This is a genomic window from Polaribacter sp. IC073 (assembly GCF_007997075.1).
Lineage (GTDB): Bacteria > Bacteroidota > Bacteroidia > Flavobacteriales > Flavobacteriaceae > Polaribacter.
Window position 1 is genome coordinate 225,329 of record NZ_VORS01000003.1, and the last position, 13,637, is coordinate 238,965.

The 13,637-nt window shown below is 31.6% G+C and carries 14 protein-coding genes; 8 read left to right on the forward strand and 6 right to left on the reverse strand.

Features of this window, described 5'->3' with window-relative positions:
• Positions 1 to 32 precede the first annotated feature (32 nt).
• Positions 33 to 479, reverse strand: coding sequence for a peptidylprolyl isomerase (locus tag ES045_RS06280; RefSeq protein WP_147114095.1), 447 nt, complete (start codon positions 477 to 479; stop codon positions 33 to 35).
• A 401-nt stretch (positions 480 to 880) separates the two neighbouring features.
• Between ES045_RS06280 and ES045_RS06285 the strand changes: the two genes are divergently transcribed.
• The 6 genes from ES045_RS06285 to ES045_RS06310 all read left to right on the forward strand — a co-directional run bounded on the left by ES045_RS06285 (position 881) and on the right by ES045_RS06310 (position 6,612).
• The gene (locus ES045_RS06285; protein ID WP_147114097.1) at positions 881 to 1,642 is read left to right on the forward strand and encodes a DUF1206 domain-containing protein; all 762 of its coding nucleotides are present in this window, start codon (positions 881 to 883) and stop codon (positions 1,640 to 1,642) included.
• A 30-nt stretch (positions 1,643 to 1,672) separates the two neighbouring features.
• The gene (locus ES045_RS06290) at positions 1,673 to 2,341 is read left to right on the forward strand and encodes a M15 family metallopeptidase (protein ID WP_147114100.1); all 669 of its coding nucleotides are present in this window, start codon (positions 1,673 to 1,675) and stop codon (positions 2,339 to 2,341) included.
• A 78-nt stretch (positions 2,342 to 2,419) separates the two neighbouring features.
• Complete coding sequence (locus tag ES045_RS06295; RefSeq protein WP_147114103.1) at positions 2,420 to 3,091, forward strand: hypothetical protein; 672 nt, start codon at positions 2,420 to 2,422, stop codon at positions 3,089 to 3,091.
• A gap of 130 nt (positions 3,092 to 3,221) precedes the next feature.
• Positions 3,222 to 4,211 carry a pyruvate dehydrogenase (acetyl-transferring) E1 component subunit alpha gene (pdhA, locus tag ES045_RS06300; protein ID WP_147114106.1) on the forward strand — a complete coding sequence of 330 codons (990 nt, stop codon included), beginning with the start codon at positions 3,222 to 3,224 and terminating at the stop codon, positions 4,209 to 4,211.
• A 3-nt stretch (positions 4,212 to 4,214) separates the two neighbouring features.
• Positions 4,215 to 5,858 carry a pyruvate dehydrogenase complex dihydrolipoamide acetyltransferase gene (locus ES045_RS06305; protein ID WP_147114109.1) on the forward strand — a complete coding sequence of 548 codons (1,644 nt, stop codon included), beginning with the start codon at positions 4,215 to 4,217 and terminating at the stop codon, positions 5,856 to 5,858.
• Positions 5,859 to 5,925: 67 nt separating this feature from the next.
• Complete coding sequence (locus ES045_RS06310) at positions 5,926 to 6,612, forward strand: GNAT family N-acetyltransferase (RefSeq protein ID WP_147114112.1); 687 nt, start codon at positions 5,926 to 5,928, stop codon at positions 6,610 to 6,612.
• Positions 6,613 to 6,708: 96 nt separating this feature from the next.
• Here the strand turns inward: ES045_RS06310 and ES045_RS06315 are convergent, their stop codons facing one another.
• A complete protein-coding gene (locus ES045_RS06315) occupies positions 6,709 to 7,443 on the reverse strand; it encodes a DUF6263 family protein (RefSeq protein ID WP_147114115.1) in 735 nt (244 codons plus the stop codon).
• A 112-nt stretch (positions 7,444 to 7,555) separates the two neighbouring features.
• Entirely contained in the window at positions 7,556 to 8,875 is a 1,320-nt protein-coding gene (locus tag ES045_RS06320) for a dihydrolipoamide acetyltransferase family protein (protein WP_147114118.1), read from the reverse strand.
• A gap of 297 nt (positions 8,876 to 9,172) precedes the next feature.
• Here ES045_RS06320 and ES045_RS06325 point away from each other — a divergent pair, with 297 nt between their 5' ends.
• Positions 9,173 to 9,751 carry a YceI family protein gene (locus ES045_RS06325; protein WP_147114121.1) on the forward strand — a complete coding sequence of 193 codons (579 nt, stop codon included), beginning with the start codon at positions 9,173 to 9,175 and terminating at the stop codon, positions 9,749 to 9,751.
• Between the two features lie 18 nt (positions 9,752 to 9,769).
• A complete protein-coding gene (locus ES045_RS06330) occupies positions 9,770 to 11,107 on the forward strand; it encodes a hypothetical protein (protein ID WP_147114124.1) in 1,338 nt (445 codons plus the stop codon).
• 66 nt (positions 11,108 to 11,173) lie between these two features.
• Here the strand turns inward: ES045_RS06330 and hemF are convergent, their stop codons facing one another.
• Genes hemF through hemE form a run of 3 tightly spaced genes read right to left on the reverse strand, consistent with a single transcriptional unit; the run spans position 11,174 to position 13,633 of the window.
• Positions 11,174 to 12,076 carry an oxygen-dependent coproporphyrinogen oxidase gene (hemF, locus tag ES045_RS06335; RefSeq protein ID WP_147114127.1) on the reverse strand — a complete coding sequence of 301 codons (903 nt, stop codon included), beginning with the start codon at positions 12,074 to 12,076 and terminating at the stop codon, positions 11,174 to 11,176.
• A gap of 38 nt (positions 12,077 to 12,114) precedes the next feature.
• The gene (locus ES045_RS06340; protein WP_147114130.1) at positions 12,115 to 12,603 is read right to left on the reverse strand and encodes a DUF6973 domain-containing protein; all 489 of its coding nucleotides are present in this window, start codon (positions 12,601 to 12,603) and stop codon (positions 12,115 to 12,117) included.
• A gap of 1 nt (position 12,604) precedes the next feature.
• Positions 12,605 to 13,633, reverse strand: coding sequence for a uroporphyrinogen decarboxylase (hemE, locus tag ES045_RS06345; RefSeq protein ID WP_147114133.1), 1,029 nt, complete (start codon positions 13,631 to 13,633; stop codon positions 12,605 to 12,607).
• Positions 13,634 to 13,637: the final 4 nt, after the last annotated feature.

The window sequence follows — 13,637 nt, forward strand, 5'->3', positions numbered from 1 at the left end:
CTGTTAGATATTCTATAAAAAAATTACTTTTTTTATTCTGTAACTTCTGTTTCTTTAATTTCAACAACTTCAAGATCAAAAATAAGATCTTTACCTGCTAAAGGATGATTTCCATCTATAACAATGCTTTCATCTCTAACTTCAACTACCATTAAGTTCATTTCTTGACCGTCTGGAGATTTAGAAACTAACCCCATTCCAACTTCAGGAGTCATGTCTTGAGGAAGTTCAGTTTTCTTCACTTCTTGAATTAAATCATTATTCACTTCTCCGTACGCTTCTTCTTTAACGATTGTAATAGTCTTTTTTTCGTTTAACTCCATATCGATTAACCCTTTCTCAAAACCAGGTATTAATCTTCCTTGACCTAAAGTAAACTCAATTGGCTCTTTTCCTTCAGAAGTATCAAAAACTTGTCCGTCAGATAATTTACCTGTATAATTTACTTTTACTGTGTTATTCTCTTTAACTTGACTCATACTAAAATTCTTTAATTTTTAAAAATATTCTTCGCATAATTATTACGCGGCAACTATTTTAATTTAAACTTACTTTAATACTAGCCGCCAAAATCAAGCCAAAAAACAGAAAACCCACAATAAGAACAAGTAAACCAATAAAACAACGCTATTAAAACATCAGAATAACTGTTAAACCCCCTTAAACGAGGATGAACAGTCACTTTTAAAATAATTTATTATTTTATTCTAATACGAACATATAATCAGCAAATATGTCAGTCTAAATAATAATTTTATGCCAACTTCATCAAAATATTTTTTTTTAATGCCAAGGCATTCTATGAATCCAAATTTAAAAGATAATTAATAGTAATAAAATGTGCGTATTTTAAATTAATTTCGCCCTATAAATACAATATGTGATTCAGAAAATTAGAAAATTCGGTTTTATTACCAAAGGAGTTGTTTACGGCATTGTAGGAATTCTTACTTTTTTGGCTGCCCTAAATTTAGGAGGAAAGGTTTCTGATAAAAATAGCGTAATCACTTTTTTAGAAAATCAGGTTTTCGGAAAAATTCTTTTATTAATTGTTGGTTTGGGCATGCTGTCTTATGCTGTTTGGCGCTTTTATAAATCTTATGTTGTTTTAAAAAAAGAAGATGGTTTTTCTAAATATTTTTTAATGATAGACTTTTTTATTCGAGGAATCATATATGGTTCTTTTGCTATTTCTATTTTATCTGATTTTATCAATCAACCTAAAAAAGGTATTTCTAAAGAAACTTTAACGGCTAAAGTTTTACAGTTAGAGGTTGGTAACTATATTCTCTATGTAATTGCTGGTATTATTTTTATCTCTGCACTCAATCAATTTTACATCATTTATAAAGAAAAATTTTTAAAATACATAGAAAAAGATAAAAACATCGAATCTTTTACTTTTTTAAAAACGACGGGGAAATACGGAATTTTATCTAGAGGGGTTTCTTTTTTAATTTTCGCTTGGTTTATTTTTAAGGCTGCATCAGAAAATAATGCAACGGAAATAAAAGGTACTCAAGAAATGTTTGCTTATTTGCACAACCTTAGTTTTGGAAATGTTCTCATGGCAATTATGGCTTTGGGCTTTCTTCTTTATGGTATTTTTCAATATTTTTATGCAAGATATAGCGCGTATTAAAAATTCTTATTTTTTACGTATTTTTGATGTATGAAAAAATTAGTTTTATTTGTTTTTTTAGGGATTAATTTTGTTAGTTTTTCACAAAAAATTCCGAAAGGCTTTGTTTATTTAGAAAACATAGCGCCTACTATAAAAATTGAATTACGCTATCTTTCTGATACTAATTTTATAGGAAAACCAATAAATGGTTATAAGAGCAATTGTATTATTGTAACTACAGAAACGGGCGAATTATTGGAGAAAATTCAACAAGAATTATTAAAAAAAGGAATGAGTCTGAAGATTTTTGATGCGTATAGGCCACAACAAGCGGTAGACCATTTTGTAAAGTGGGCAAAAGTTTTAGAAGATACTTTAATGAAAAACCAGTATTACCCAAATGTAGCAAAATCGCAACTTTTTAAACAAGGTTATATTGCTTCAAAATCTGGTCATTCGAGAGGAAGCACGGTAGATTTAACCATTATAAATACGGCAACAGAAAAAGAATTAGACATGGGTAGTTCTTATGACTTCTTCGGAGTTCAATCGCATTATTCGTATAAAAAAATATCACAAAAACAACAAGAAAATAGAATGTTGCTTCGTAAAATAATGCGAGCGCATAACTTTAAACCTTATGAAAATGAATGGTGGCATTTTACTTTAAGAAATGAGCCCTTTCGAAATACTTATTTCAACTTTCTTGTCAATTAGTAAGTTTTAACAAATTCTATACATCTTCAATTTAAATCGGCATTATATTTGCTTTAAATGGTTAGAAATTTATTATAAATGAAATATAAAATCAAATTTTTCACCTTCATAATTTGCCTTTTATCTACGACAACTTTTGTTGCTCAGTTAGATAAAAGCAATGGTACTAAAGAGAAAGGAAAGATAAAAGCTGTTGTTTTTAAGAATTCTAAAGCTGTAGAAAAACCAAATTCTATTGAATTAAATGGAAGTGATGGTTTTAAAAAAGCATTTGATAAAGCACAAGAAAAGTTAAAAGAGACACAAAAAGAAGAGCTCTTAAATAATAAAGGCATTATTACTCAAAAACAAATAAGTGAGGCACGTTTTTTAAAAGCATTCAAAAAAATAAATGGGCAATATGTGTACCCTGTAATAGACCAAGATCTCGGTAGTATTAGAACAAACTCTAAAAGTGTAAACATTATTTGTAGAGATTTTCAATACCCAGACGGAGACAGAATTACAATTATGGTAAATAATGTTGCTGTTGTTACAAATATAGTGCTCAAACAAAGTTATCAAAGTTTTGTAATTCCGTTAGAAGTTGGTATCAATAAAATTTCTTTTGTTGCCTTAAATCAAGGTACTTCAGGACCAAATACAGCCGCTTTTAAAGTATACAATGATGCAGGCACATTATTATCCTCAAACGAATGGAATTTAGCCACAGATGCAAAGGCAACTTTAGTCATTGCTAAAGACAAATAAACAGGGTACGAAAACGATTGAGTTAAATCTCTAAAATCAAGTTTTTTTATTCTATATAAAACAGTTATTTTTGTACCTACATTATATAAAAATATCACATATATTTTACATCAAACAATAATCATAAATAATGAAAAAAATCACCAAACAAACCTATTTAGACTGGTACAAAGACATGCTTTTTTGGCGTAAATTCGAAGACAAGTTAGCTTCTGTTTACATTCAACAAAAAGTAAGAGGTTTCTTGCATTTATATAATGGTCAAGAAGCAATTTTAGCAGGTGCGCTACATGCAATGGACTTGTCTAAGGACAAAATGATTACTGCTTATAGAAATCATGTGCAACCTATTGGTATGGGTGAAGATCCTAAAAAGGTGATGGCAGAATTATTTGGAAAAGTAACAGGAACCTCTAAAGGTATGGGGGGTTCTATGCATATTTTCTCTAAAGAATTTGGCTTTTATGGTGGTCATGGAATTGTTGGTGGACAAATACCTTTGGGAGCAGGAATTGCTTTCGGAGATAAATATAAAGGAAGTGACGCGGTAACGCTTACCTGTTTTGGTGATGGTGCTGCAAGACAAGGTTCTTTGCATGAAGCTTTTAATATGGCAATGTTATGGAAGTTACCCGTAATTTTTATTGTTGAAAACAATGGGTATGCAATGGGTACTTCTGTAGAAAGATCTGCGAACCATACCGATATATGGAAACTTGGATTAGGGTACGAAATGCCTTGTGGACCTGTTGATGCCATGAATCCTATAAAAGTTGCTGAAGCAATAGATGAAGCAATACAAAGAGCAAGACGTGGAGACGGACCAACTTTCTTAGAGATGAAAACATATAGATATAGAGGTCACTCAATGTCTGATGCACAACACTACAGAACGAAAGATGAAGTAGAAGAGTACAAAAAAATTGACCCTATTACGCAAGTTTTAAATGTCATTAAAGAAAATGACTACGCTACAGAAGAAGAAATAGCTGCAATTGTTAAAGATGTAAAACAACGGGTAAATGAATGTGAGAAATTCGCAGAAGAATCTCCTTACCCAGAAATTCAACAAATGTATGATATGGTATATGAACAAGAAGATTATCCTTTTATAAGTTAAAATATGGCTACAATTATAAATATGCCCCGATTAAGCGACACCATGGAAGAAGGTGTTGTGGCAAAATGGTTAAAAAATGTTGGTGATAAAATTGAAGAAGGTGATATTCTTGCTGAAATTGAAACTGACAAAGCTACAATGGAATTTGAGTCTTTCTATGAAGGTACTTTATTATATGTTGGGATCAAAGAAGGAGAAACTTCTCCAGTAGATGTTTTATTAGCCGTAATAGGTGAAGAAGGTGAAGATATTTCTGAAATTTTAAACGGAAGTAAAAAACCATCTGAAGAAGCAACTACAGAGGAAACCAAAGAAGAAGCAACCTCTAATGATGCTGCTTCTGAAGAAAGTTCTTCGGAAAATGATGTTAAAATTCCAGAAGGGGTTCAAGTAATTATGATGCCTCGTTTAAGTGACACAATGACTGATGGAACTGTGTCTACATGGTTAAAGAAAGTTGGAGATGTTGTTGAAGAAGGTGACATGCTTGCTGAGATTGAAACTGATAAAGCGACAATGGAATTTGAATGTTTCTACGAAGGAACCATCTTATATATTGGTGTTCAAGAAGGAGAAACTGCTCCTGTAGATAGTTTATTAACTATTATTGGTCCTGCCGGAACTGATGTTTCTGCATTAGTTGCTAATGGTGGTACTGCAAGCTCTTTAGAGAAATCAGATGACAAAACTTCTGAAAAGAAAGCTGAAAAGCCTGCTGCTAAAGAGGAAGAAAAGAAAATTTCAACTACAACTACAAATACTAATGGTGGAAGAATTTTTGCTTCTCCATTAGCTAAGAAAATTGCTTCTGATAAAGGAATTAATTTAGCGGATGTAAATGGTTCTGGTGAAAACGGAAGAATCATTAAAAAAGATGTAGAAAACTATACGCCTGCTGCTAAAACAGCCGAACCTACGAAAGAGAATTCTTCTGCCCCTGCTGCTAATTTTATTGCTGCTGGTGAAGAAAAGTCAGAAGAGATTAAAAATTCTCAAATGCGTAAAGCAATTGCAAAATCTTTAGGTAATTCTAAATTTTCTGCTCCAGATTTCAGTTTAAATATTGAAGTTGATATGGACAATGCAATGGCTTCTAGAAAGATTATAAATGCAATTCCAGACACTAAAGTATCTTTTAATGATATGGTAGTAAAAGCATGTGCAATGGCATTGAAAAAACATCCTCAAGTAAATACTTCTTGGACAGATGCAAACACTATTTATCATAGCCATATTCATGTAGGTGTTGCTGTTGCTGTAGATGACGGATTATTAGTACCAGTAATTAAGCATACAGATCAATTAAGTTTAACTCAAATTGGTGCAGGTGTTAGAGATTTAGCTGGTAAAGCAAGAAACAAAAAAATAGCGCCTGCAGATATGCAAGGTAGTACTTTTACGGTTTCTAACTTAGGTATGTTTGGTATCGAAAATTTTAACTCTATAATCAATCAACCGAACTCGGCTATTTTATCTGTTGGAGCAATTGTTGAAAAACCAGTTGTTAAAAACGGACAAATAGTTGTTGGAAATACCATGAAATTGACATTAACTTGCGATCACAGAACTGTTGATGGTGCTGTTGGCGCTCAGTTTTTACAAACTTTAAAAACGTTTATAGAAAACCCTGTTACAATGTTAGCTTAGGTTTTTACAAACGATACTTCATAAAAAGCTCGCAAATTGCGGGCTTTTTTTATATACTTATATTTAAATGGCAAATTTAGAAGAGAAACTTAAAAACCCCGTTTGGTACTCCTTAGAAGATACACATCATCCGTTTTTAAAAACGTATGACGGTGTTCAATTTTACAAACCGGATATTTGCATATTTGGAGCATTCTTTGACGAAACAAAAACAGAAAATGCATTGAATGAATATGCTAAAATAGCAGAAAGTTTTTTTTTGGTATCAGAAAACCAAAATCCGATTATAAATACAAATCATGTTATTCTTGAGCGGAAAATTGATGGCTGTCAAATGGTATTAGAGAAGTTAGTAGCCGTAGAGAATACAGAAGATATTGTTCTATTAACAGAAAAGCATATAGATGAAGTCTATGATTTAATTTGGTTAGTAATGCCAGGTTTTTATCAGAAGAAATCTTTTTATATGGGAAAATTCTACGGTATTTTTAAAGAAAATAAATTAGTATCAATTACAGGTCAAAGAATGCAAACGAACGATTTTATAGAAATAAGCTCAGTTGTTACACATCCTGATTATACCAAAAGAGGCTATGCTAAACAATTGATTTCTTATGTAACTAAAGATATTTTAAAAGAAAAAAAGCTTCCAATTTTACATACTAACAAAGGAAATCCTGCAATTCCTTTATATGAAAAATTAGGTTATAAAATAACTAGAGATATGAACTGGTGGTTATTCCGTAGAAAATAAAAGTTCTCTGTTATACAATATTCTTCGTTTAAGATATAAAAAAATGCCTTGAGTAGATCTCAAGGCATTTTTTGTACAAAGAATTTTTCTTTAGACTTACATTTTAGTTGTACTGCTTTTTGTAGAAATTTTAATAGCTGTACCATTTGCACTTAAAGACATTTCCATATTTGCTGTATCTTGAATTCCTGTTTTTACATCAACAATTAAGTTTCCAGTAACATCACCAGTACCAACACCAGAAACAGCTCCTAAAATATCAATATAAACCTTTCCGTTCTCTATTTTAGATACAGTATAGGTTGTTTTCACTTCCATTCCTTGTTCATTCGTTTCATCGGTCCAAGAAGAACCTACAGAAACTTTCTCTTTCGGATATTTTACACCTTTTGCTTGCTTTGTAAACTGCTCCATTGCAGGCGTAGATGGTTCTACTTTGGTTTCTAAAATATCCCCTTCCGTAGTCATTTTAGAAATAATTGTAGCTTTCATCATCGGGTCAAATTGTTGTTTCATCATTTTACCCATTTGATCTAAATCAGCTTCTTTCATCGAAGAATTAAAGCTCATAACCGTGCCTCCTTGAAGCATATTCATGTCTATCGCTTTAATTTTTGACTCTGTTGTAATAACTTCTCCTTCTTTACTCGTTACAATCATGTCCATCGTCATTTTCATATCTACACCACCTTGTGCACCCATGTCTTGCGATTGGTCTAATTTTACTACTAAAACATCTCCTTTACTGTAATTAGCTCTCAACAATACAGATTCTTGTGAAGTAACACTAAAGGTTGTTGCTAACACAAATAAGTATAACAATTTTTTCATTTTTGTTTTGAATTTAATTTATATTTATTTTAAAGAACGAATATAGTATTTTTCCATAAAAAAAACGCTCACAAATTGTGAGCGTTTTTTTATAATTGTAAATATTTTAAAATTAGAAATCTTGATTCATGTCCCAAGATTCTAAAATTTCTTTTAAAGTCTTAATAAACATTCCACCTAAAGCACCGTTTACAACTCTATGGTCATAAGAATGAGATACAAACATTTTTTGACGAATACCAATAAAGTCTCCATCTGGCGTTTCTATTACTGCGGGTACTTTTCTAATAGCTCCTAAAGCTAAAATTGCAACTTGTGGCTGGTTTATAATAGGTGTTCCCATTACAGAACCAAAACTACCAACATTAGTTACCGTGTAGGTTCCACCTTGAATTTCATCTGGCTTTAACTGGTTGTTTCTTGCGCGTCCTGCTAAATCATTTACCGATTTTGTCATGCCTACTAAATTTAATTGATCTGCATTCTTAATTACAGGTACAATTAAATTTCCATCGGGTAAGGCTGCCGCCATCCCTAAATTAATGTTTTTCTTCTTAATAATAGTATCACCATCGATGGCAATATTAATCATTGGATATTTTTTTAATGTTGCCGCAACTGCATGCATTAAAATCGGTGTAAAAGTTAACTTCTCTCCTTCTCTTTTAAAGAAAGCATCTTTTACTTTTGTTCTCCATTTTACAATATTAGTTACATCTATTTCTATAAAAGATTGCACATGCGCAGCTGTTTGCACAGAATTCACCATGTGTTTAGAAATTAGTTTCCCCATTCTAGACATTTCTAGAACCTCATCTTCTCCGTTTACAGCAACTGGTGTAGCTTGTTGTACCTCTTTTTGAATTGGTTTTAAAACCTTTTCTTGAGCTGCCTTTATTGTTTTTGGTACAGGTTTTCCGTTTTCAAGATAGGATAAAATATCTTCTTTAGTTACTCTACCATCTTTACCAGAGCCAGAAATAGCTTCTAATTCGTCCATAGAAACACCTTCTTTCTGGGCAATGTTTCTAACTAATGGTGAATAAAACTTGCCTGAATCTGATGTTTTAGAGATTGGTGCCGCAACTACTTCTACTGCTTTTTCAATGGTCTTTTCTACTTCAGAAACATTTGTATTATCTTCTTTTTGAATCTCTTTTTTTTCTGGTGTAGCAACCGTAGCTTCACCTCCTTCTGTTTCTATTATAGCTATAATTTCTCCTACAGGTACTACATCATCTTTTTCATATAGGATTTCTACCAAAGTACCTTCTACTTCAGATGGAACTTCAGAATCTACTTTATCTGTAGCAATTTCAACAACCGCCTCATCTAATTCAATGGTATCTCCAACTTCCTTTAACCAAGAAGTTATGGTTGCTTCAGCAACACTTTCTCCCATTTTTGGTAACTTTAATTCAAATCTCGCCATTTTTATCTGATTTTACAGAATGCAAAAGTACTAAAAAAACTAAATCTTCTCTTTATAAAATCAGAAAAAAACCATTTAACGTACATTTTATTAAATTACATATTTTTCAGCCACAGGTTCATTTTACTTGCTTTTTAATGAATTAAATTAATTAATTATTGATTTTGTTAAATTATTCACAATAAGAGACTTTTTATTTTTACAAAAAAGTCTAAATAATATCTTTTTTTTAAACCATGATTTTTATCATTTTTATACTATAAGTTAACTCTTAGTTTTGCCCTCTAAATAACAATTATGATGAAAATTAAAATGATTCTATTCACCGTTCTATTAGGTTTTTTTGGCGAAGGAAATGCGCAAGAAACACCTGAAAATATTTTACTTAAAATAAAATTACCTAGTAGTGTTTTAGTAAAAGGAACCTCCACTTTACATGACTGGGAGAGTAATGTCGAAAAAACAGACACTCAAATAACTGTTAATAATTTAAGTGATGTAAACATTGAAACTCTATATGTTACCATAGATGCTTTAAGCATAAAAAGTGGTAAAAATATAATGGATAAGCTTACATATAAAGCATTAAAAGCAGAAGAGCACCCAGAAATAAAATTCATTTTTAAAAAAGGAAAAATTGTTGACCAGAATAAAACCTTTATTGATATTGAACTTAATGGAGATTTAACAATTGCTGGTGTGGCCAAAAATGTAACTGTACTTACAAAAATTAACAAAAATGGAGAAACGATCGTTTTAAAAGGATCTCATAAGTTAAAAATGACCGATTTTGGCATAACACCACCAAAGGCATTATTAGGAACTATAAAAACAGGTGATGAGATTACAATAGAATTCAATTTAATATTTCAATAAATAATAAAAAAAATAACAATGAAAATAATAAAAAAAATAGTACTCGTAGCACTTATGACCCTTTTTGGAGTTCATATTAACGCACAAAAAACGCAATATCTTAGACAAGCAGGCTATGACGGTTTAAATGTTTTTGAAACAAAAAAAACAAATGATGTAGAATTTGAAAAACTATCCATTAAAGTTGGTGGTGATTTTGCCATTCAGTTTCAAGCAGTAGATCATTCTAATAATATGGATAATTTAACTGCTATAGGAGGTAATGTGAACTTACCTACAGCCAACTTAAATTTTGATGTGCAATTATCAGATGGGGTTAGAATGCATTTAAGAACTTTTCTTTCTTCTAGAAACCACAATGAAACTTGGGTTAAAGGTGGTTATATTCAAATGGATAAGCTAGATTTTATAAAGAAAGACTTCTTAAAAAATATTATGGCTGTTACCACACTAAAAATTGGTGTAGAAGAATTAAACTATGGCGATGCTCATTTTAGAAGAACCGATAATGCAATGGCTATTTACAATCCTTTTGTAGGCAATTACATTATGGATTCTTATACGGTAGAACCTTTTATTGAAGTTACAATACAGCCTAAAGATTACTTAATTGTTGCTGGTATCTCTAATGGCTTATTTCACCCTTCGGTAGACAAAACAGTAACGCCTTGGGGCGCAAATACTATTGTTGGCGAAAAAGACCTTAAAGTTACTTTTTACGGTAAATTAGGAATTGATCGTCAAGTAAATGAAGCATTAAGAGTAAGATTAACAGGTTCTGTTATTAGCGAAAGTGGTTATGACAATGGAGATCATTTATATAGTGGAGATCGTGCAGGGTCTAGGTATTATGATGTCTTTAGTTACAATAATAATGGAGAATTTGTTTCTGGAGGAAATTTTTCTGGAAGATTTAATCCAGGATTTAAAAACAATACCTCATATCAAATAAACCCATTCTTGCAATACAAAGGTTTAGAGTTCTTTGGAATATACGAAACGAGTAAAGGAAGTAAAGTAGCAGGAAATGAGAAAGGATCTTTTACACAAGTAGGAACTGAATTATTATTTAGATTTGGAAAAATAGGTCAATTTTATGTTGGAGGGAGATATAACTCTGTACAAGGAAATGCAGATTATGCTTCTGGAGCAACCAAACCAAATGATCAAAAAATAACTAGAACAAATTTTGGTGGTGGTTGGTTTATGACAAAAAATATTTTAATGAAAGCTGAATACGTAACACAATCATATAACTCAGACGCTACAGCATGGTCTCCGAACGCATGGACACCTGCTATATTATCTGGTGCAAAAATGGATGGTGTTGTACTTGAAGCTGTAATTTCATTCTAATAATACTAGTTTATTGAACAAAAAAAAGCTGGAAAAAATTCCAGCTTTTTTTTGTAGTTTATCCTATTAAACCCATTCTTTAGGCTTCATTAAAACTTGTAATAATTTAGCCTCTTCAGAATTTTTTTCTGGTTGATGATTGTATTTCCATTGCACAATTGGAGGCAAACTCATTAGAATACTTTCTATTCTGCCATTGGTTCTTAAGCCGAAAAGTGTTCCTCTGTCATGTACTAAATTAAATTCTACATAACGACCTCTTCTTACTTCTTGCCAATCTTTATGTTCTCTTGTAAATTCCATTGCTTTTCTCTTTTCTACAATAGGAACATAACTCTCCAAGAAACTATGACCAACTTCTGTTACAAAATTGAACCTATCTGCTATCGAAAACTCTTCTGTTTCTTTTTGATAATCGAAAAATAAACCTCCAATTCCACGGGCTTCATTTCTATGTGAATTCCAAAAATATTCATCACAAACTTTTTTAAACTTCGGATAAAAGTCTGCACTATGTTTGTCGCATGCCGATTTACAAACCGTGTGAAAATGAGCTGCATCTTCTTCAAATAAATAATAAGGTGTTAAATCTTGACCACCACCAAACCATTGTGTTACAATGTTTCCTGCTTCATCATACATTTCGAAGTAACGCCAATTTGCATGCACCGTTGGCACAAAAGGGTTTATTGGGTGCAATACTAAACTTAAACCGCACGCAAAGAAATTGCCTTCTTTTACTTTAAACTGATTTCTTAAAACTTCGGGTAATTCACCATGAACCGCAGAAATATTTACACCTCCTTTTTCGAAAACATTTCCGTTTTCTATAACTCGTGTTCTACCACCACCACCTTCTTCTCTTTCCCAAAGATCTTCTTCAAACTTTGCAAGACCATCTACCTCTTCTAACTTTGTAGTAATAATATCTTGTAAATTTTCTATGTAAGCGTAAAACTTATTTTTCATTATCAAATTATTAAATTCTCAGAAATACAGTGAAAAATCTAATTTTCTAAATAAACTAATCGGTTTTCAATTGTTTTAAAATCTGATTCTTTTTTTACTAAAATAGCCTTAAAAGTCTCGCTTTTTAATAAACAAACAAATTCATCTCTTGGTCTCGATTTCCATTCTTTGAATTTCTTTCTACCAAATTCGTTATTATGTAAATCCATTTTTTTCGCCATTATTTTATTAGGAGAAAATTTTTCATGCCAATCTGTAATTTTCTTTGTCCAGTTTAAAGCTTTTTCTATTTCTGAAGAAAATTTCATACTGTTATTTGCAATTAACAGATTCCATAAAGCATGGCGAAAAGCGTTTGCTTTATTATGTTCGCCATGTATATAGGGATATTCGTTTTGAGCAATTTTCATTGTTAAAAATGTAGCTCTAATGGTTGCGAACATAAATAAAGGATGCTTTACAAACCAAACAAATAAACTAGTTACCTGTCTAAATTCGAGCCCTTTAATAATGTTCCAAAAATGCATCTTAGTTCGCTTTATACTCTTTTACGGCGTCTATAAATGCTTTTGCATTTTCTAAAGGAATGTTTGGTAAAATACCATGCCCTAAATTTACAATGTATTTGTCTTTACCAAATTCATGAATCATTTGAGTAACCATTTTCTTAATTTCTGCTGGAGGAGAAAACAATCTTGTTGGATCGAAATTACCTTGTAATGTAATATTCCCTCCAGATAAATAACGTGCATTTCTAGGAGAACACGTCCAGTCTACACCTAAAGCTGAAGCGCCAGATTTTGCCATGTCATTAAGCGCAAACCAACACCCTTTTCCAAAAGCAATCACCGGAGTTTCATCTTTTAAAGCGTCTATTATTTGCTGCATATATTGCCAAGAAAATTCTTGATAATCTACTGGAGACAACATGCCTCCCCAAGAATCAAAAACTTGAACAGCATCTACACCAGCTGCAACTTTTGCTTTTAAATACGCAATGGTTGTATCTGTAATTTTTTGCAATAAACTATGCGCCAAAACAGGATTTGTAAAACATAATTCTTTTGCTTTATCGAAATTTTTAGAACCTTGTCCTTGTACACAATAACAAAGGATTGTCCAGGGTGAACCCGCAAAACCAATTAAAGGAACTTCATCATTCAATTTTTCTTTGGTTGCTTTAATCGCTTCCATTACATATCCTAAAGATTCGTGAACATCTGGTACAATTACACGATCTAAATCTTTTTGAGTACGAATAGGATTTGGTAAATAGGGTCCGAAGTCTGGTTTCATTTGTACCTCGATATTCATTGCTTGAGGAATCACCAAAATATCTGAAAATAAAATTGCAGCATCCATTCCGTATCTACGAATTGGTTGTACTGTAATTTCTGATGCTAATTCTGGAGTTTGACAACGAGTAAAAAAATCGTATTTTTTTTTGATTACCTGAAATTCTGGTAAATACCTTCCTGCCTGACGCATCATCCAAACCGGTGGTCTGTCTACCGTTTCTCCTTTTAATGCTCTTAAAAATAAATCGTTTTTAATCATGATT

Coding starts and splice junctions, on each gene's coding strand:
- ES045_RS06280 (WP_147114095.1), bottom strand. CDS start 479: ATGAGTCAAGTTAAAGAGAATAACACAGTAAAAGTAAATTATACAGGT.
- ES045_RS06290 (WP_147114100.1), top strand. CDS start 1,673: ATGAAAAAATTAGTTTTATTTGTTTTTTTAGGGATTAATTTTGTTAGT.
- ES045_RS06295 (WP_147114103.1), top strand. CDS start 2,420: ATGAAATATAAAATCAAATTTTTCACCTTCATAATTTGCCTTTTATCT.
- pdhA (WP_147114106.1), top strand. CDS start 3,222: ATGAAAAAAATCACCAAACAAACCTATTTAGACTGGTACAAAGACATG.
- ES045_RS06305 (WP_147114109.1), top strand. CDS start 4,215: ATGGCTACAATTATAAATATGCCCCGATTAAGCGACACCATGGAAGAA.
- ES045_RS06310 (WP_147114112.1), top strand. CDS start 5,926: ATGGCAAATTTAGAAGAGAAACTTAAAAACCCCGTTTGGTACTCCTTA.
- ES045_RS06315 (WP_147114115.1), bottom strand. CDS start 7,443: ATGAAAAAATTGTTATACTTATTTGTGTTAGCAACAACCTTTAGTGTT.
- ES045_RS06320 (WP_147114118.1), bottom strand. CDS start 8,875: ATGGCGAGATTTGAATTAAAGTTACCAAAAATGGGAGAAAGTGTTGCT.
- ES045_RS06325 (WP_147114121.1), top strand. CDS start 9,173: ATGATGAAAATTAAAATGATTCTATTCACCGTTCTATTAGGTTTTTTT.
- ES045_RS06330 (WP_147114124.1), top strand. CDS start 9,770: ATGAAAATAATAAAAAAAATAGTACTCGTAGCACTTATGACCCTTTTT.
- hemF (WP_147114127.1), bottom strand. CDS start 12,076: ATGAAAAATAAGTTTTACGCTTACATAGAAAATTTACAAGATATTATT.
- ES045_RS06340 (WP_147114130.1), bottom strand. CDS start 12,603: ATGCATTTTTGGAACATTATTAAAGGGCTCGAATTTAGACAGGTAACT.
- hemE (WP_147114133.1), bottom strand. CDS start 13,633: ATGATTAAAAACGATTTATTTTTAAGAGCATTAAAAGGAGAAACGGTA.